Source organism: Agromyces sp. NPDC004153 (assembly GCF_053603635.1).
This window is the reverse complement of sequence record NZ_JBSGFY010000001.1, coordinates 980,511-999,426: the sequence shown is the minus strand read 5'-3', so window position 1 is coordinate 999,426 and position 18,916 is coordinate 980,511. Positions and strand designations below refer to the sequence as shown.

At 71.3% G+C, this 18,916-nt stretch carries 14 protein-coding genes; 11 read left to right on the top strand and 3 right to left on the bottom strand.

Features of this window, described 5'->3' with window-relative positions; all coding sequences use genetic code 11:
• The first annotated feature begins 37 nt into the window (after nt 1-37).
• The gene (locus ACWEOH_RS04710; RefSeq protein ID WP_452028688.1) at nt 38-1,729 is read left to right on the top strand and encodes an alkaline phosphatase D family protein; all 1,692 of its coding nucleotides are present in this window, start codon (nt 38-40) and stop codon (nt 1,727-1,729) included.
• A gap of 39 nt (nt 1,730-1,768) precedes the next feature.
• On the opposite strand, the gene ACWEOH_RS04705 is transcribed toward ACWEOH_RS04710, so the two are convergent.
• Nucleotides 1,769-2,740: a hypothetical protein gene (locus tag ACWEOH_RS04705; protein ID WP_452028686.1), complete on the bottom strand. Its 972-nt coding sequence runs from the start codon at nt 2,738-2,740 to the stop codon at nt 1,769-1,771.
• Between the two features lie 133 nt (nt 2,741-2,873).
• Here ACWEOH_RS04705 and ACWEOH_RS04700 point away from each other — a divergent pair, with 133 nt between their 5' ends.
• The 3 genes from ACWEOH_RS04700 (at nt 2,874) to ACWEOH_RS04690 (ending at nt 8,542) form a co-directional block, all read left to right on the top strand.
• On the top strand, nt 2,874-4,781 hold the full coding sequence (locus tag ACWEOH_RS04700; protein WP_452031850.1) for an ABC transporter ATP-binding protein: 1,908 nt from the start codon (nt 2,874-2,876) through the stop codon (nt 4,779-4,781).
• 180 nt (nt 4,782-4,961) lie between these two features.
• The gene (locus ACWEOH_RS04695; protein WP_452028684.1) at nt 4,962-7,112 is read left to right on the top strand and encodes an adenylate/guanylate cyclase domain-containing protein; all 2,151 of its coding nucleotides are present in this window, start codon (nt 4,962-4,964) and stop codon (nt 7,110-7,112) included.
• Complete coding sequence (locus ACWEOH_RS04690) at nt 7,109-8,542, top strand: mechanosensitive ion channel domain-containing protein (RefSeq protein WP_452028682.1); 1,434 nt, start codon at nt 7,109-7,111, stop codon at nt 8,540-8,542. The genes ACWEOH_RS04695 and ACWEOH_RS04690 overlap by 4 nt, the downstream gene beginning before the upstream one ends.
• A 64-nt stretch (nt 8,543-8,606) precedes the next feature.
• On the opposite strand, the gene ACWEOH_RS04685 is transcribed toward ACWEOH_RS04690, so the two are convergent.
• Together ACWEOH_RS04685 and ACWEOH_RS04680 are read right to left on the bottom strand one after the other, a co-directional pair.
• Nucleotides 8,607-9,332 carry a DUF305 domain-containing protein gene (locus tag ACWEOH_RS04685; RefSeq protein WP_452028680.1) on the bottom strand — a complete coding sequence of 242 codons (726 nt, stop codon included), beginning with the start codon at nt 9,330-9,332 and terminating at the stop codon, nt 8,607-8,609.
• Nucleotides 9,329-9,982 (bottom strand): DUF3105 domain-containing protein, encoded by a 654-nt coding sequence (locus tag ACWEOH_RS04680; RefSeq protein WP_452028679.1) that lies wholly within the window; start codon nt 9,980-9,982, stop codon nt 9,329-9,331. The genes ACWEOH_RS04685 and ACWEOH_RS04680 overlap by 4 nt, the downstream gene beginning before the upstream one ends.
• Nucleotides 9,983-10,325: 343 nt before the next feature.
• On the opposite strand from ACWEOH_RS04680, the gene ACWEOH_RS04675 reads away from it, so the two are divergent.
• From ACWEOH_RS04675 to ACWEOH_RS04645, 7 genes are all read left to right on the top strand, one after another.
• Nucleotides 10,326-11,693, top strand: a complete 1,368-nt coding sequence (locus ACWEOH_RS04675) for a cystathionine beta-synthase (RefSeq protein ID WP_452028677.1) — start codon at nt 10,326-10,328, stop codon at nt 11,691-11,693.
• A gap of 46 nt (nt 11,694-11,739) precedes the next feature.
• Complete coding sequence (locus ACWEOH_RS04670) at nt 11,740-12,900, top strand: cystathionine gamma-synthase (protein WP_452028675.1); 1,161 nt, start codon at nt 11,740-11,742, stop codon at nt 12,898-12,900.
• Nucleotides 12,901-12,982: 82 nt separating this feature from the next.
• Nucleotides 12,983-13,774 (top strand): SPFH domain-containing protein, encoded by a 792-nt coding sequence (locus tag ACWEOH_RS04665; protein ID WP_452028674.1) that lies wholly within the window; start codon nt 12,983-12,985, stop codon nt 13,772-13,774.
• A gap of 150 nt (nt 13,775-13,924) precedes the next feature.
• On the top strand, nt 13,925-15,361 hold the full coding sequence (locus ACWEOH_RS04660) for an APC family permease (protein WP_452028673.1): 1,437 nt from the start codon (nt 13,925-13,927) through the stop codon (nt 15,359-15,361).
• Nucleotides 15,358-16,305: a cyclase family protein gene (locus ACWEOH_RS04655; RefSeq protein ID WP_452028671.1), complete on the top strand. Its 948-nt coding sequence runs from the start codon at nt 15,358-15,360 to the stop codon at nt 16,303-16,305. Before ACWEOH_RS04660 ends, ACWEOH_RS04655 begins: the two co-directional genes overlap by 4 nt.
• A gap of 98 nt (nt 16,306-16,403) precedes the next feature.
• Nucleotides 16,404-17,234, top strand: a complete 831-nt coding sequence (locus ACWEOH_RS04650; RefSeq protein WP_452028669.1) for an aldo/keto reductase — start codon at nt 16,404-16,406, stop codon at nt 17,232-17,234.
• A 66-nt stretch (nt 17,235-17,300) separates the two neighbouring features.
• Nucleotides 17,301-18,887 carry an MFS transporter gene (locus ACWEOH_RS04645; protein WP_452028667.1) on the top strand — a complete coding sequence of 529 codons (1,587 nt, stop codon included), beginning with the start codon at nt 17,301-17,303 and terminating at the stop codon, nt 18,885-18,887.
• The last annotated feature ends 29 nt before the right edge of the window (nt 18,888-18,916 follow it).

Below are 18,916 nucleotides of genomic sequence, written 5' to 3'. Positions count from 1 at the left end.
GTGGCCATGATCGACCCGACGCGATACAACGGGATACATGGCGTCCTCGCCACTGCTCCTCGGACCGATGCTGCGGTACGTCGACGAGCGTTCCGCGAGCATCTGGGTCGAGACGCGTGCCGACTGCCTGGTGAGCGTGGAGGCGGAAGGGCGCTCCTGGCACGCCCGCACCTTCACCGTGCACGGCCACCACTACGCGCTCGTGGAGGTCGACGACCTCCAACCGGGGACGGTGCGACCGTACGTCGTGCTGGTCGACGGGCGGCAGGTCTGGCCCGAGGAGGAGTCGCCGTATCCGCCGTCCGTGATCGCGACGCGCACGCCCGGGCGCCCGATGCGGATGGCCTTCGGATCGTGCCGTACGAGCGTCTCGCACGACCGCCGCGGCAACCGCATGCACGGCGTGGACTCGCTGCGGGCCTTCGCGCTCGCCCTGGCGGAGGGCCGAGTGGACCCCCCGGACCTCCTCCTGTTCCTCGGCGACCAGGTCTACGCCGACTCCACCTCGAAGGAGATGCAGGACTTCATCCGCAGCCGTCGCGACATCCGCGAGGAGCCCGGCAAGGAGCTCAAGGACTATGAGGAGTACGGCCACCTCTACGAGCTCGCCTGGTCGGACGAAGCCAACCGATGGCTCCTCTCCACCCTGCCCAGCGCGATGATCTTCGACGACCACGACGTCCGCGACGACTGGAACGCCTCGCTCGACTGGAAGCGGAAGATGGAGGCCACCACCTGGTGGCACGGTCGGATCGTCGCCGGCCTGGCGTCGTACTGGGTGTACCAGCACCTCGGCAACCTGTCGCCTCGCGCGCGTGCGGACGACGAGGTGTGGCGCCGCATCGTCGGGCATGCCGGCACCGACGAGCTCGATCTGAGCGAGGTGCTCGACGAGTTCGCGGAGCGCTGCGACGCGGACCCCGACGGATACCGTTGGAGCTACTGCCGGGACTTCGACGACGTGCGGCTGATCGTCGTCGATTCCCGCGTGGCGCGCGACCTCGAGCCCTCGAGTCGTGGGCTCCTGGACGCCCAGGAGCTCGCATGGTTCGACGAGCAGATGCGCGGCGGGTTCCGGCACCTGCTGGTGGCGAGCTCGCTGCCATACCTGCTTCCCCTCGGCCTGCACCACGTCGAGGCGTGGGACGAGGCCATCGCCCAGGGCGCGTGGGGCGCGCCCGCCGCCTGGGTCGGCGAACGGCTGCGGCAGGCGGTGGACCTGGAGCACTGGGCGGCGTTCCAGAACAGTTTCCAGGAGGTGGCCCGCATCGTGACGGAGGTGGCCGACGGAGAACGCGGTCCGTCGCCGCAGACGGTGACGTTCCTGTCCGGTGACGTGCACTACTCGTACCTGTCGGAGGTGGAACGCACGAGTGGGGGGCGCATCCTGCAGGCCGTGTGCTCGCCCGTGCGGAACCCGCTCCCACGCCTGCTCCGTTGGTTCGCCGTCGTCATGTCGTACGGGGTGGCGACGCCCGTCGGAGCCGCAGCGGCTCGCTCGGCGAAAGTGCCCGATCCGCCGTTCCGGTGGCACACCGTCAAGGGCCCGTGGTTCGACAACAACCTGGCGCTGCTCGAGGACGCCGACGAGGGGGTCACCATCGCGTGGTGGACCGGCGTGGTCGACCACAGCGACGAGTTGCACCCGCGACTCGAAGACGTGGCATCCGTCATGGTGCCCTCGTCGCGGGGTGCCGGTCTCGTGTCGCGGGCCAGGTCGTCCCGCTGACGTCCGTGAGTTGGGGGAAACGGGAGGAGACCCGTGGTCTCAGCCGCGCAGCGCTCGGCGCGACCCGAACGCGAGCGCACCGCCGAGGGCGAGCAACAGGATCGCGCCGGCGAGGAGACCGCCGATGCCGTCGGGGCCGGTCGCGGGCAGCGTCGTGGTCGACGCCGGCGCGGCGGGGGTCGCGGGCGCGGCCGGGCAGGCCGCGAGCGAGAAGTCCGCACTCGTCGTCAGGTCGACCGTCTCAAGGGGCACGAAGTTGCCGCCGCCGACGAAGGGCGGCTCCTCGTAGGGGTCCGCGTTCCGGACACCGTCGACCCACACCGTGTAGCTGCGCCCGCCGGGCAACGACGCGAACGAGGCACTGGCCTCGGCGAACTCGTCACCGGTCACGACCTGGGGGTCGCCGTACGGCGAGCCGCCGGGGTCGCCCGCGTCGGTGATCCAGACCGTGTACTCGACGCCCGTGACGAGTCGCGACAGCGACACGGCCGCGGTACCCGTCCCGCCGGCGGAGGTGCACTGCGTGAGCGCGATCTCCACTGCGGGCTGGCACGGCTCGACCGCGAAGGCGATCCAGTCGAATTGGGGCACCGACTCCTCATCCGGCGGAATCTCCTGGATGTAGACGTAGTAGTTGCCCGGCGGCATGCCCACGAACTCCCGCTCCTCGACGTCGCTCTCGGCCTCGAACGGCCCGGCGACGCTGAAGTCGGGGCCCACGACCTCGAACCCGTAGAGCTCGCCGGGGATGAGTCCCGTGAAGGTCACGAACGTGATGCCGTCCCGGTCGGTGCTGCAGCTGAGGGGCGTCGCGGTGACGCCGATGTCGGGTGCCACGACCGCGGGCACCGCGACGGGTTCCTCCTCGGCGGATGCGGGACCCGCCGCGAACCCGGCGAGTCCGCCCGCCAGCACGACGGCGATGGCCGCCGCCGACGCCCTCCGAAGCAGCTCGCGCCACCGTCCATCACGATCACGATCACGGGTCTCGGGCACACTCGATCGACGCATGGCGGAACTCCCTCGGGTCGGAAGCCGAACGAGCCTCACGCTATCGGCGTGACGCCCGTGGCGAACGTCCCCGTTCGGGGCGGGGCATCCGGCCGACCCGTCGCACCTCGCGCTTAGGCTTGAGCGCGTGACCATGCACGCCAGCGCGCCGGGCGGACAGTCCGGCAGGATGGGCAAGCCGCGCACGCGCATCAGCGGAGCCGACGAGAACGCGCAGCGCGCGGAGAACGCCGACGCGCCCAAGATCCCGCACCTCCTGCGTCGCATCTCGGAGCTGTTCGCGCCGCACAAGGCGGCCCTCACCGTCACCGTGATCCTCGTCCTGGTCGGGGCGGCGCTCAGCGTCATCCCGCCCCTGCTGACCGAGCGGGCGTTCGACGACGGACTGTTCCCCGTCGGTGCCGACGGCGAGTTGCTGCCGCCGAACCTGCCCGTGCTCGCCGGGATCGTGATCGCCATGATGGCGGTCTTCATCGTCTCGTCGCTGCTCGGCGTCTGGCAGACCTGGCTCACCGCCAACGTGGGCAACAAGGTCATGGGCGCGCTCCGCGTGCGCATGTTCACCCACCTGCAGGGCATGGAGCTCAGCTTCTTCACGCGCACGAAGACGGGCATCATCCAGTCGCGCCTGCAGAACGACGTGGGCGGCGTGGCATCCGTGCTCACCAACACCGTCTCGAGCGTGCTCGGCAACACCGTCACGGTCATCTCGGCGTTCGTGGCCATGCTCATCCTGAACTGGCAGCTCACGATCATCGCGCTCATCCTGCTGCCCGTGATGGTCATCGCGCAGCGCCGCGTGGGCCAGGTGCGCGCCCGCATCGCGGCGAAGACGCAGGAGTCGCTGTCGGAGATGACCGCGATCACCCAGGAGACCCTGTCGGTGTCGGGCATCCTGCTGTCCAAGAGCTTCACGCGCCAGCGCAGCGAGATCGATCGGTACGCCGACGAGAACGCGAACCAGATCAGCCTGCAGGTTCGCCAGCAGATGACCGGCCAGTGGTTCTTCGCCATGGTCGGCATCTTCATGTCGGCGATCCCCGCGATCGTCTACCTGGTGTCGGGCTGGCTCATCGAGGGCGGCTCCACCGACATCACGGCCGGCACCATCGTCGCCTTCACGACGGTGCAGGCGCGGTTGCTGTTCCCGCTCATGGCGCTCATGCGCGTAGCGCTCGACCTGCAGACCTCGGGCGCCCTCTTCGCGCGCATCTTCGAGTACCTCGACCTGCAGCCCTCGATCACGGATGCCGCCGGAGCCCGCGATGTGCGCGACGGATCAGCGCTCGGGCGCGTCGAATTCGACGACGTCACGTTCCGCTACCCCGACGCCGACGGCGACTCCGCGCCCACGCTCGACGGCGTGAGCTTCACGATCGAGCCCGGCCAGTACGCGGCGTTCGTCGGACCGTCGGGCGCCGGCAAGACGACCGTGTCCTACCTCGTGCCACGGCTGTACGAGGCATCCGACGGCTCGGTGCGGTTCGCCGGCGACGACGTGCGGGACCTGCGCCAGGAGTCGCTCATCTCGCACATCGGCATCGTGAGCCAGGAGACGTACCTCTTCCATGCATCGATCGGCGACAACCTGCGGTACGCGAGGCCCGACGCGACCGACGACGAGCTCGTGGCCGCCGCGCGGGCGGCCAACATCCACGAGACGATCATGTCGTTCCCCGAGGGCTACGACACCGTCGTGGGCGAACGCGGCTACCGCCTGTCGGGCGGCGAGAAGCAGCGCATCGCGATCGCCCGGGTGCTGCTCAAGGACCCGCCGGTGCTGGTGCTCGACGAGGCGACGAGCGCGCTCGACACCATCTCGGAGCGCGTCGTGCAGCAGGCCCTCGACGACGCCGCGCGCGGGCGCACGACCATCGCGATCGCGCACCGGCTGTCGACCGTCGTGGCCGCCGACGTGATCTTCGTGGTCGTCGCCGGGCGCATCGTCGAGCGCGGCACGCATGCCGAGCTCGTGCTCGCCGACGGCGTCTACGCGTCGCTCTACCGCCAGCAGGAGGAGCGTCCCGTCCTCGAGGCCTGAGCGCCCGGCGGCCGCACACCGGCCGGCCGCCCGGCAGCGCCGCCCGGCCGGGTGCCAGGCGCCGGCGTCCGTGCCCCCAGTTCAGGGCTGACCCAGTGGTCCTGAGGCTTCCTCGGACAATACGATGTGGCCATCCGGCGGTTCCCGAGCGCGAGCGCGCCGGAAATCGGGGAGGTGCCCGTGACGCACGCGTCGACGACGAAGCCGAGGGACGGCGGTCGACTCTCCGCGCGGTTCGCGGGCCTCAGCATCTTCTCGATCCTGCTCATCGTGCTGCTCGCGTCGACCGTCGTCGTGAGCGTCGTCGTGGGCCTCATCGGCTACGTGAACGGCGCCGCCTCCTTGACGGATGCCGCGGCGAGCCGCCTCGTCGAGGTGCGCGACGCCCGCGCCGACCGCATCGACGACCTCTTCGGCTCGATTGACACCGCGGTCGCCCTGGCCGCGTCGGAGGCGGGGACGAAGGCGGCCCTTCGCGAGTTCTCGGCCGCCTACGACGAGCTCGACGCGCAGGCGGGGAACGCCGACGACGAGACCCTCGTCGACGACTGGTACCGCGACAGCTTCGGGCCGGAGCTCGCGGCCGCCATGGGGGAGACGAGCGTCGCCGACGTGTCGACGTTCCTGCCGACGAGCGCCGCGGAGCGGTACCTGCGCGCCCACTACACCGTGCCCGCCGACTCGTTCGAGCAGGCGATCGCCGTCGACGACGCGGGCGACGGCAGCACCTGGTCGGCGGTGCATCGGGAGGCCCACCCCTACTTCCGTGAGATGACCGAGCGCATGGACTACGAGGACGTGCTGCTGATCGATCGCGATGGCCGGGTCGTCTATACCGCATTCAAGGGCGTCGACCTCGGCACCGACCTCGTCGAGGGGCCCTACCGGCTCTCCGACCTGGCCGAGGCGTTCCGGCGCACAATGAACCGCAACGTGCCGGGCGACGTCGCCTTCACCGACTTCGCGCCGTACGTGCCGTCGCTCGGGGTGCCGGCGGCATGGGCCGTGGCGATGGTCGCCGACGAGGGCGAGGTGCTCGGCGCGATCGCGGTCGAGATGCCGATCGCGGGGATCAACGAGGTCATGGCGGTCGAGGACGACGAAGCGACGGGACTCGGCGTCGGCGGCGAGACGTACCTCGTCGGGCCCGACAAGCTCATGCGCTCGAACTCGCGGCAGCTCACCGACGACCCCGAGGTGTACGTGCAGCGCGCGGTCGCTGCGGGCACGCTGCCCGAGGTCGCCGAACTGGCCGCCGTGAACGGCGACACCATCATGCTGCAGCCCGTGACCACGGCGGCCGTCGGGGCCGCGCTGCGCGGCGAGGCGGGCGTGATGCCCGCAGAGGGCTACCTCGGCGGCGAGCAGCTCACCGCCTACGCGCCGGTGCGCGCGGGCGGGCTCGACTGGGTCGTGATCGCGCAGGTCGACCGCGCCGAGGCGCTGCGGCCCGTCGACGACTTCACGCGCGGCCTGTTCCTCTCGACGGCGGCGATCGTCATCGTGGTGAGCCTGCTCTCGGTGTTCCTCGCGCGGCTCATCGTGCGTCCGCTGCGGCACCTGCGCGACGGCGCCCTCGCGATCGCCCGCGGCGAGGAGGGCGTGCAGGTGCGATCGGGCTTCGGCGACGAGCTCGCCGACGTGGCATCCGCCTTCAACGAGATGAGCCGGAGCCTCGAGGCGAAGTCGGCCGTGATCGCCGAGAAGGAGCGCGACAACGAGCGGCTCATGCTCGCGTTCATGCCCGAGGAGATGGCCGAGCGCTACCGGAACGGCGACCACGACATCGCCGCCGACCACCAGGACGTCACGGTGGTGTTCGTCGACCTCGTCGGCTTCGAGAACGCGAGCGCCGACCTCACGTCGACCGCGGCGCTGCACCTGCTGAACGACATCTTCCGCGACTTCGACGAGGTGGCCGAGCGGGTCGGCGTCGAGCGCGTGCGCACGACCCGGCAGGGCTACCTCGCCAGCTGCGGGCTCGCGGTGCCGCGGGTCGACCACGCCCGCCGCGCCCTCGAGTTCGCGCTCGCCCTCTCCGAGGTGGTCGACCGCTGGAACGACCGCAACGGCACCGACCTGTCGGTGCGTGCGGGCCTCGACTCGGGGCATGCGACGAGCGGCCTCGTCGGCCAGGCCCGTGTCGTCTACGACCTGTGGGGCGACGCGGTGAACCTCGCGTTCCGGGTGAGCGGCGACCAGGGCGGGTCGGGCGTGTTCGCGACCGACCGCGTCATCCAGCGGGCGCGCGGGCATTACCGCGTCGAGCCCGCGGGTGAGGTGGAGACGACGGCCGGCACCCAGGGCGTCTGGCGGGTGGAGGCGACATGAGCATCGTGCAGGAGCCGTGGTTCTGGCCGACCGTCGCGGTGGTCGTCGGGCTGCCGATCGCGATCGTCATCCTCTCGGAGGCCATCGTCATGCTCGACCGCCGCGGCAGCCGCGCGGTCGGGGTGCTCACGCTCATCCGCAACTGGGTGCTGCCGACGGGGGCGCTCCTCATCCTGCTGTGGCAGGTCGAGGACCCCGAGCTCGAACTGAGCTGGGGTCGCATCGTCGCGACGGTGTTCGGGTTCGTCGTGATCCTCGTGCTCGTGAACAGCATCAACCACTTCATGTTCACCCGCGCGGCGAAGGGCACGTGGCGCGAGCGCATCCCGTCGATCTTCGTCGACATCGCGCGGGTCGTCGTCGTGGTCGTCGGCATCGGCCTGCTCATGTCGTGGGTCTGGAACGCCGACGTCGCGGGCCTGTTCGCCGCGCTCGGCGTGACCTCGATCATCGTCGGCCTCGCGCTGCAGCACGCGGTCGGCGGCGTCATCTCGGGCCTGCTGCTGCTCTTCGAACAGCCGTTCGAGCAGGGGGAGTGGATCGACACGGGCGACGTGCGCGGGCGCGTGGTCGAGGTGAACTGGCGCTCGGTGCACCTCGAGACCGGCGACGGCCTGCGCATCGTGCCGAATGCGGTGCTGGCGGATGCCTCGTTCACGAACCTCTCGCGCACGCCCGGACCGCAGTTCGCCGAGGCCACGGTCGAGTTCGACCCGTCCGACCCGCCGAACGAGGTCAAGCGCCTCCTGGTCGCGACCGCCGCCGACCTGCCCGACCGACCCGCCGACGCGGTCCCCGAGGCGACGACCGACGCAGCGGGCGCGTACACGGTCGCCATCCCGGTGCATTCGCCCGGCGAGCGGTCGAGCACGGTCGAGCTGTTCCGCACACGCCTCTGGTACGCGGCACGCCGGGCCGGCCTGACCCAGTCGGGCGTGCCGCCGGTCGACGAGGATGCCGCGGCCGACGTCGCCGCGGCGCTCCGCGGCGAGGCATCCGTGCTCAACCTCGACCCGGCGCAGGCCGAGGCGCTCGGCGGCAGCGCGCGCCTCGAGCGGTTCGCGGCCGGCGAGACGATCCAGGCGCACGGGGTCGTGCCCGACGCCGTGCGCATCGTGGTCGCCGGACGCGTGGTCATGCGCGCCGCGCCCGAGGGCGACTCGGGGGCGTTCACGCTGTTCGAGCTCGGGCGGCACGACCCGGTCGGCCTGACCGCGATCATGCGGCGCCCGATCGACGCGAGTGCGGCCGCCCTGACGGATGTCACCATGCTCGCGATCCCCGCCGACGTCGCCGCCGACCTCGTGCACGACGACCCCGACCTCGCCCGCGAGTTCGGCGAGGAGCTCGAGCTGCGGATGCGCCGTGCTCGGACCGCGTTCGCCGGCGCGGGCATCGACCCGCCCGTGGCGCTGCGCGTCATCGGCTGAGGCGTGGCGGCGGGCGTCGGGCCCACCGGCTGCGCCGCCCCAGGAGCCGCGCGAGCGGCGTCCGTCAGCTCCGGTCGGCGAGCATGCCCTCCATGAGCTCGATCTCGGCCTGCTGGCTGGCGACGATCGACTGGGCGAGGCTCAGCACAACGCGCGACTCGGCGCGCGCGAGCACGGCGTCGGCCATCTCGACGGCTCCCTGGTGATGGGCGATCATGAGCTCGAGGAACTGCCGCTCCGCCTCGACGCCCGTCGACGCCTGCAGCTCGGCGATCTGCTCCGACGTCGCCAGGCCGGGCATCGGGGCTCCGGGCTCATGGGCGGATGCCGCGGCATCCGTGCCCGTCGTCTCGTGCGCGCCGTGCTCGTCGGAGCCCTCGAGCGGCGGTCGCGTCATCCACGTCATCGACGGCTCGGTGCCCGCCTGCGACAGGTCCCACTCCTCGAGCCAGCCGTACATCTGGCCGGACTGCTGCGCCTGCGTGGTGGCGATGTCGTAGGCGAGGCGGCGCACGTCGGGGTCGTCGGTGAGATCGCGCACGATCATCGCGAGCTCCACGCCCTGCAGGTGGTGCACCTGCATGTCGCGCGCGAACCCCGCCTCGGCGCTGCGGTCGTCGGGCGTCGGCTCGGCGAGCGTCGAGAGGCGTCCGACCGAGAACGCGACGATGGCCACGACGACGATCGCGAGGCCCGCGGCCACGAGCACGGCGATCCGTCCGGCACGCGAGGGTGCGCGCTCGGCTTCCGGCGCGTCGGCCGGGTCGGGCGTCGGATGCCCCGGGGTCACGCCTTGCCCGGTGCGTCCACGCCGCCCGTGCACAGGGCGCCGGGCTCGGGCACGAGGTCGCTCTTCCAGTACTCCTCGAAGAACTGGGCGATGCGCGGGTCGTCGGCCTCGTCGACCTGGAGCTGCACGTTCCAGCCGCTCAGCACGATCGGGGAGGGCAGGCCGTCGAACGGCGAGAGGATGACGTACGTCGACGGGAGCTTCGACTTCAGCTCGTCGAGGTCGGACGACGAGAGCGACGGGTCGTAGGTCACCCACAGCGCGCCGTGCTCGAGCGAGTGCACCGCGTTCTCGTTCGGCACCGGCTCGGTGTAGACGGCGCAGTTCAGCCACGCGGGGTTGTGCTCGCCGCCGGCGGGCGGCGTCTGCGCGTAGTCGACCGCCTCGGTCACGTGGGCCGAGGTGTTCTCGAAGGTCTCCACGCCCTCGATCTCGGCGCCCGAGCCGCCGGCGGTGTACGACGCGGGCTGCGGGATGAGCACGAACGAGACCACGAGCAGCGCGACGACCACGACGCCGCCGACGATCGCCGACGCGATCGCGATCGTGCGGTTCCGCTTGCGGCGCGCCTCCTGCTTGCGGAACTCGGCGAGCTTGCGCTCCCGCTCCGCCGCTCGCTGCTGCTTGATCGTGGGCTTGCCAGAACTCACGTGGGGGCCTTCCGGTCGCGTGGGGGAGCGCAGGGAGCGCGCAGGGGCAGTGTCAATACGAGCGCATGCACCTGTGAAAGCACCGTACCGAGCAACGTTCGACCTTGCGAACACCGTCGTGAGTAGCGTATGCCTCGCGTCCCCGTCATGGTGATCGGCGCGATCCGAGGTGGTCTTCGCGCGCAGGGGATCGGCCAAGCGCCCGGCCGCCCAGTCCGGCTAGGCTGACCCCGTGAGCGCACCCATGCTGTGTCGTCTTCGCTGAGGCAGGCGACCCCTTCCGACGCGTCCACGCAGCATCCGCTCGCTGTTCGACGCACTCCACCAGAGGAATGAACACGGCATGAAGTACGCAGAGTCGATCGTCGACCTCGTCGGCGACACCCCGCTCGTCAAGCTCCACCGCGTCACCGAGGGGGTGACGGATGCCACCGTGCTGGTGAAGCTCGAGTACTTCAACCCCGGCGGCTCGGTGAAGGACCGCATCGCCAGTCGTCTCATCGACGCCGCCGAGCGAGAGGGCAAGCTGAAGCCCGGCGGCACCATCGTGGAGCCGACGTCGGGCAACACCGGCGTGGGGCTCGCGCTCGTCGCCCAGCAGCGCGGCTACAAGTGCATCTTCGTGTGCCCCGACAAGGTCAGCGAAGACAAGCGGAACGTGCTCATGGCCTACGGCGCCGAGGTCGTGGTGACGCCCACCACCGTCGCACCCGACAGCCCCGAGTCGTACTACGGCGTCTCCGACCGGCTCGCCCGCGAGATCCCGGGCGCGTTCAAGCCCGACCAGTACTCCAACCCCAACGGCCCGCGTTCGCACTACGAGACCACCGGTCCCGAGATCTGGCGCGACACCGACGGCAAGGTCACGCACTTCGTCGCCGGCGTCGGCACGGGCGGCACCATCACGGGCACCGGCCGCTACCTGCGCGAGGTGTCGGGCGACACCGTGCGCATCATCGGCGCCGACCCCGAGGGCTCCGTCTACTCGGGCGGCACCGGCCGGCCCTACTTCGTCGAGGGCGTCGGCGAGGACTTCTGGCCGAAGGCGTACGACCCCGAGGTGCCGCACGAGGTGATCCCGGTGAGCGACGCCGAGTCGTTCGCGATGACGCGGCGGCTCGCGCGCGAGGAGGGCCTCCTCGTCGGCGGGTCGAGCGGCATGGCCGTCGTCGCCGCGCTGAAGGCCGCGGCATCCGCCGGCCCCGACGACGTGTTCGTGGTGCTGCTGCCCGACTCGGGTCGCGGCTACCTCGGCAAGATCTTCAACGACAAGTGGCTGCGCGCCTACGGCTTCGGCAACGCGCCCACGGGCCACACCGTGCGCGACCTGCTCGCCGCCAAGGCCGACCGCACCGCGCCGCTCGTCTACGTGCACCCGAGCGACACCGTGAAGGACGCGATCGACCGCATGACCGAGTCGGGCGTCTCGCAGCTCGTCGTGCTGTCGGCCGAGCCGCCCGTGGTGCTCGGCGAGGTCGTCGGGGCGCTGCACGAAGACGCGCTGCTCGACCTCGTGTTCTCGGGCCGGGCGAACCTCACCGACGACGTCTCCACCGTGGTCGGCGAGCCGCTGCCGCTCATCGGCGTGAACGAGCCCGTGGCGACGGCGCGCGCGGCGTTCGGCGACGCCGCCGCGATGCTCGTGACCGACGGCGGCAAGGCGCTCGGCGTGATCAGCCGCACCGACCTGCTCTCGTACCTCTCCTCCTGATCCATCGGATGCCGCCGCGGCATCCGTCATGAAAGGCCCACGCACCATGCACGACGACGCGCGCTTCGACACCCGCGCCATCCACGCCGGACAGGCGTTCGACCCGACGACCGGCGCGGTCATCCCCCCGATCTACCAGACCTCGACGTACGTGCAGGACGGCATCGGCGGCCTGCGCGGCGGCTACGAGTACTCGCGCGGCGGCAACCCGAGCCGCACGGCGCTCGAGACGCAGCTCGCGGCGCTCGAGGGCGGCATCCGCGGCCTCTCGTTCGCGTCGGGGCTCGCGGCCGAGGACGCGCTGCTGCGCACGGTGCTCGCGCCCGGCGACCACGTCGTGATCGGCAACGACGTCTACGGCGGGACGCACCGGCTCGTGCGCCGCATCTTCGGCGCGTGGGGCATCCGCCACTCGACCGTCGACACGAGCGACCTCGACCAGGTGCGGGCCGCCGTCGAGCTCGGCACCACGAAGGTGCTCTGGGTCGAGACGCCGTCGAACCCGCTCATGAAGATCTCGGACATCGCTGCGCTCACCGAGCTCGGCAACGAGGCGGGCGTGCTCGTCGTCGTGGACAACACGTTCGCGTCGCCGGCGCTGCAGCAGCCCATCGGGCTCGGTGCCGACGTCGTGATCCACTCGACGACGAAGTACCTCGGCGGCCACTCCGACGTGGTGGGCGGCGGGCTCGTGTTCGCGGCCGGCCAGGAGGAGCTCGCCGAGCGGGTGACGTTCACGCAGTTCGCGGCCGGTGCCGTGTCGGGACCGTTCGACGCGTTCCTCACGACGCGCGGCATCAAGACCCTCGGCATCCGGATGCAGCGGCACAGCGAGAACGCGCTCGCGATCGCCCGGCGCCTCGAGGAGCACGCCGGCATCGCCCGCGTGCTCTACCCCGGCCTCGAGTCGCACCCCGGCCACGAGCTCGCCGCCCGGCAGATGTCGGCGTTCGGCGGCATGGTCTCGATCGACCTCGAGGGCGGCGCCGCGGCGGCGCGCCGGTTCGCGGAGTCGACCGAGCTGTTCCAGCTCGCGGAGTCGCTCGGCGGCGTCGAGTCGCTCGTGAACTACCCGTCGGAGATGACGCACGCATCGGTGCGCGGCACCGAGGCGGAGGTGCCCGAGTCGATCGTGCGCCTCTCGGTCGGCATCGAGGACGTCGACGACCTGCTCGAGGACATCGACCGGGCGCTCGCGCGGCTGTAGCGGCATCCGTCTCGACCGGCGCTGGTGGGACAATGGAGGCAGCGGCGCACGGCACGTCACCGGCGCCGAGGAGATGAGCTCCATGGTCTGGTTCTGGGTCACTCTCGTCATCGTCGGCATCCTCGCCGTCGTCCTGTTCTTCATGTCGGTGAAGATCGTGAAGCAGTACGAGCGCGGCGTCGTGCTGCGGTTCGGACGGCTGCACAACGTGCGCGAGCCCGGCATCCGCTTCATCATCCCGATCGTCGACGTGATGACGAAGGTGTCGTTCCGCATCGTCACGCTGCCGATCCAGTCGCAGGGCATCATCACGCGCGACAACGTCAGCGTGGGGGTCTCCGCGGTCGCGTACTACCGGGTGGTGGACGCGGTGAAGTCGGTGATCGCGATCGAGAACGTGAAGTCGGCGATCGACCAGATCGCCCAGACCACCCTGCGAAAGGTCGTCGGGCAGCACCACCTCGATGAGGCGCTCTCCGACACGGCGACGCTGAACGCCAACATCCGGGAGATCCTCGACGTGACCACCGCCGAGTGGGGGGTCGAGGTGACGCTCGTCGAGCTGAAGGACATCCTCCTGCCCGACTCGATGAAGCGGGCCATGGCCCGGCAGGCCGAGGCGGAGCGCGAGAAGCGCGCGAAGATCATCGCGGCCGAGGGCGAGGCGATGGCCGCGGCACAGCTCGGCGTCGCGTCCGACACGATGATGTCGCATCCGCTCGCCCTGCAGCTGCGCACGCTGCAGAGCATCGTGGAGGTGGGCGTCGACAAGAACACCCTGGTCGTGTTCCCCGCGCCGCTCATGAGCTCCATCGGCGAGCTCACGTCGTTCATCGACCGGGAGGCGGCCGTCTCTCAGGTGCGCGGGCACTGAGTGCGGGCTGCGTCGCGACCGGCCGCAGCGCGCCCGTCACGACCCACCGCGCGGCGGCATTCGCGGCATCCTGATCGACTGGCAGGAATTCGACGAAGAGTGTCGATCCTGCCATCGACCCGTGTCGGTGGGATGCCCCAGAATGAGCGGGTGACATCGAACCAGACCATCGCCGGGGCAGGCGCCGACGCGGCCGACACGACCGGATCGCAGGCGCACCACGGCTCGCTCGGACTCGTGCAGGGTACCGCGCTCTACATCGCGAGCGTGCTCGGCACCGGCATCCTCGTGCTCCCGGGGCTCGCGGCCGCTGCGGCAGGACCGGCCTCGATCGTGGCCGTCGCCGCCGTGCTCGTGCTCTCGATCCCGCTCGCGGGCACGTTCGCCGCGCTCGCGTCGCGCTACCCCGACCCGGGCGGTGTGGCGAGCTACGTGCGTCGCACGCTCGGCGACACGGCCGCGCGAATGACGGGCTACTGGTTCTTCTTCGGCGTCGCGTTCGGCGCACCCGTCCTCGCGGTGCTCGGCGGTGAGTACGTCGTCGCCGTGCTCGGCGTCGACCGCGCCGCAGTGCCGATCATCGCCCTGGCGATCTTCGTGCCGCCGTTCATCGCGAACTGGTTCGGCGTGCGGGTCGCGGGCTGGGCGCAGTTCGTGCTCACCGGGCTCCTGATCGCCGTCGTCGTCGGCGTGGTCGCCGTGACCTTCCCCGCGGTCGAGGCGTCGAACTTCCAGCCCTTCCTCCCGAACGGATGGGGCGGTGTCGGCGTCGCGATCAGCCTCTTCGTCTGGGCCTTCGCCGGCTGGGAGGTCGGAACCCACATCGCCGGCGAGTTCAAGAACCCTCGTCGCATCATCCCGCTCGCCACCGCTATCGCGATCGTGGTGGTCGGGGCCGGTTACCTGGCACTCCAGGTCGTCACCGTCGCGGTGCTGGGGCCCCGCGCGGGCGAGGGACAGGTGCCCCTCCTCGACCTCGTCGAGACCACCGCACCCGGCATCGGATCGGTGCTCGTCGCGATCGTCACGGCGATCGTCTGCCTCGGCGTGATGAACGCGTACCTGCCGGCGTTCGCGAAGCTGGGCGCGGCGCTCGGTCGCGACGGCGACCTGCCGCGGTTCTTCGCGAAGGGCGCTGGCGCGGGCGAGGTGCCGCGTCGCGCGCTCATGCTCACCGCCGTACTGGTCGCCGTCTACTTCGTGCTGATGCTCCTGAACGGCTTGAACCTGTCGGCCTTCATCCTCATCCACACCAGCAACATGGTCTCGATCTACGCCGCAGGCATGCTCGCGGCGACGCTGCTGCTGCGACGTTGGTCGTTCGGCTGGTGGCTCGCCGTCGTGGCGACGATCATGACCGCGGGGCTGCTCGTGCTCGCGTGGCAGAACCTCCTCGTGCCCCTCGTGCTCGCGGCCGCCGCCGTGCTCGTCACGGTGGTGCGACGCCTGCGACGCGGACGCGCCGCGCGGACCGCTCGAGTCTCGACCGATGCCCATGCCGATGCCGATGCCGACGTCGAAACCGACCCCGCTGCACGCGCCCCCGAACCCGTCCTCTCCGCCACCGCCCGACAGGAGCCCAGTTGACCGAGTACCGCGCCGCCTTCGACGCCGACATCGAGTTCGTGAACGGGGGCGGGCTGCAGGCTCAGGGCTTCCGACTCGACCTCCCGTCGGCCGAGCTCACCGAAGCGCAGATCGGCGAGCTCCTCGTGCGGCACCTGGGCCTCGCCATGGTCGGCCGGGTCGAGCTGTCGAACCTCGAGATCGTCGAGGAGGCGCACAAGGGGTCGCGCGGCGTGGGCGAAGCGTCGACGGATGCCGCGGCATCCGCTGCTCGCACCGGCGTGGCAGGCGCCGCCCGCGGCGAGCTCGTCGACCTGAGCCACACGATCCGGGCCGGACTGGTGACGTATCCCGGCATCCCCGCGCCGACGATCACGCCGCACCTCACGCGTGAGGCGTCGCGCGACCACTACGCGCCGGGCACCGAGTTCGCGATCGACATCATCGCCATGGCGGGCAACACCGGCACCTACCTCGACTCGCCGTTCCACCGCTACGCCGAGGGCGGCGACCTCGCGAGCCTCGACCTCGACACGCTCGTGGGCGTGCCCGCCGAGGTGTTCCGGTTCACGGATGCCGCGACGCGCGGCATCCCGGCCGAGGCGTTCCTCGACCGAGACCTCGCCGGCACCGCCGTGCTCCTGCACACCGGCTGGAGCCGCCATTTCGGCACGCCCGAGTACGCGCACGGATCGCCGTTCCTCACCGAGGAGGGCGCACGGCACCTCGTCGACGCGGGCGCCGTGATCGTGGGCATCGACGCGCTGAACATCGACGACACCGAGTCGGGCGGCACGCGCCCGGCGCACTCGATCCTGCTCGCGGCCGGCGTGCACGTGGTGGAGCACCTCACGGCCCTCGACCGGGTGCCCGTGCGCGGCGCGCGCTTCACGGCCGTGCCGCCGCGAGTCGAGGGCTTCGGCACGTTCCCGGTGCGGGCGTTCGCGGAGCTGCCACTCGGCTGAACCGGCGGTCGCCGCAGGCGAACCGCTGCGCCGACCCGACGCGCGACCCACGGCGCCGGGCGGTGGCATCCGCCGAGTTCGTGGGTGAGGATAAGGGAATGATCGCTCCCGAGTACTCGCTTCGCGACGGCACGTCCCTCCCGGCGATCGGGCTCGGCACCTACGGACTCAACGAGCAGGCCGGCATCGAGGCCATCGTCTCGGGCATCGGCGACGGCTACCGCCTGCTCGACACCGCCTACAACTACGGCAATGAGGACGTCGTGGGCGAGGCCGTGCGCCGCTCGGGCGTCGACCGCAGCGACCTCGTGATCACGACCAAGCTCCCGGGCCGCCACCACGGCTACGACGAGACCATCGCGAGCCTCGAGGAGTCGCGCCGTCGACTCGACGTCGAGTGGGTCGACCTCTACCTCATCCACTGGCCGTTGCCGCGGATCGACAAGTTCGTCGACAGCTGGAAGGCCATGATCCGCCTGCGCGAGCGCGGGCTCGTCCGCTCGATCGGCGTCTCGAACTTCACGGCCGACATGCTCGACCGCCTCGACCGCGAGACCGGCGTCGTGCCGTCGGTGAACCAGGTCGAGCTGCACCCGTACTTCCCGCAGGAGGAGCTGCGCGCCTACCACGACGAGCACGACATCCGCACCGAGAGCTGGAGCCCGCTCGCGAAGCGCTCCGAGCTGCTGCAGGAGCCGGTCATCACCGCGCTCGCCGCGGCGAAGGGCGTGACGCCGGCGCAGATCGTGCTGCGCTGGCACGTCGAGCTCGAGGCCGTGCCGATTCCCAAGTCGGCGGATGCCGCGCGCCGTCGCACGAACCTCGACGTCTTCTCGTTCAGCCTCGAGCCCGAGGAGGTCGAGGCGATCTCCGCGCTGTCGCGCGGGCGGCTGTGGGGCGCCGACCCCGACACGCACGAGGAGTTCTAGCCGCCACGGCGAGGTCGTCCGTCTCGGCCGGGTGCCGTGTCGGCCCGCGCCGATAGGCTGAATCGAGTGAACGACTCGACGACGAACCCCGGCCGCGACACCTCCGAGCTGTCGGTCGGCTCCGTCGTCGGACCGGTCGAGCCGTCCGCGGCATCCGATCGCACCGAGCCCGATGCCGCGACGCACACCGAGACGGGCGGGATTCGCTCCGAGCCCGATGCCGCCGCCGCGGACGCGCTGCGCCGTGCCGACACCGGCGCCATGGCCGAGGCCGGTGCGGCCGCCGCGGCGCCGCCCGCGCGCAGCACGTTCTCGTCGCCCTACCGCTGGCTCTCGATCGGGATGTACTCGATCATCTTCCTCGCGGCGTTCGAGGCCATGGCGGTCACGACGATCATGCCGCTCGTCGCACGCGACCTCGACGGCGTCGAGTTCTTCGCGCTGGCGTTCGCGGTGCCGCTCGCGGCGGGCATCATCGGCATGGTGCTCGCGGGCAACTGGACCGACCGATCGGGCCCGCTGCCCTCGCTCATCACGTCGGCCGTGCTGTTCGTCGTGGGCCTGCTCATCGCCGGCACGGCCGTGAACATGCCCGTGTTCATCCTGGGGCGCTTCGTGCACGGCGTCTCGGGCGCCGCAGTCATCGTGCCGCTCTACGTCATCGTGGCGCGCATCTACCCCGAGGCGCTGCGGGCCCGGGTGTTCGCGGGCTTCGCGGCTGCGTGGGTGATCCCGTCGATCGTCGGGCCCGCGCTCGCCGGCCTCGTGGCCGAGACCGTGAGCTGGCACTGGGTGTTCCTCGGGGTGATCGCCCTCATCGTGCCGGCCGCCGCCATGATGCTCCCGCCGATCCTGCGGGTGCGCGACCAGGTGCAGGGCGATCCGACCGTGCGCTGGAGCGTCGCCCGGGTGGCCTGGGCGGTGCTCGCCGCGGCGTCGGCGCTCGCGCTGTCGCTCTCGAAGGAGTTCGCCGATCCGTGGCGGTGGATCGTCGCGATCGCGTCCATCGCGCTCGTGGCCGTCGCCGCGCGACCGCTCATGCCGGTCGGCACACTGCGCGCCGCTCGGGGGATGCCCGCGACCGTCTTGCTCCGGCTCATCGTGGCCGGCGCGTTCTTCGGCAGCGAGATCTACCTGCCCTACCTGCTCATCGAGCGGTACGAGTTCTCGCCGAGCCTGGCCGGAGTCGTGCTCACCGGCGCGGGCGTGACCTGGGCGGCGGGATCGTGGCTCCAGGGTCGCCTCGGCGATCGGATGTCGAACACGCAGGCCGTGCAGCTCGGCGCGAGCGTGCTCGCGGCGGCGCTCGTCGTGGTGCTGCTCGTGTCGGCGTTCACGCTGGCGCCGGCGATCGCGTTCGTCGCCTGGACGATCGCGGGCGGCGCGATGGGCATCATGTACCCGCGCTTCTCGGTCGCCGTGCTGAAGCTCTCGCCGGTCTCGTCGCAGGGCTTCAACAGCGCCGCGCTCTCGATCGGCGAGTCGCTCGGTGCGGCCGTCGCGCTCGCGCTCACCGCGCTCGTGTCGAGCACGCTCGCCGCGGGCGCGTTCACCGCGGACTTCGCCGTGACGGTGGCCATCGCGGTGCTCGCAGTGGTGCTCGCACCGCGAGTGCGGCCCCGAGGGGGCGCTGCGGCCTCCGAAACGAGCTGAGTCGGGCCCGACGACGGCGTCGCGGCATC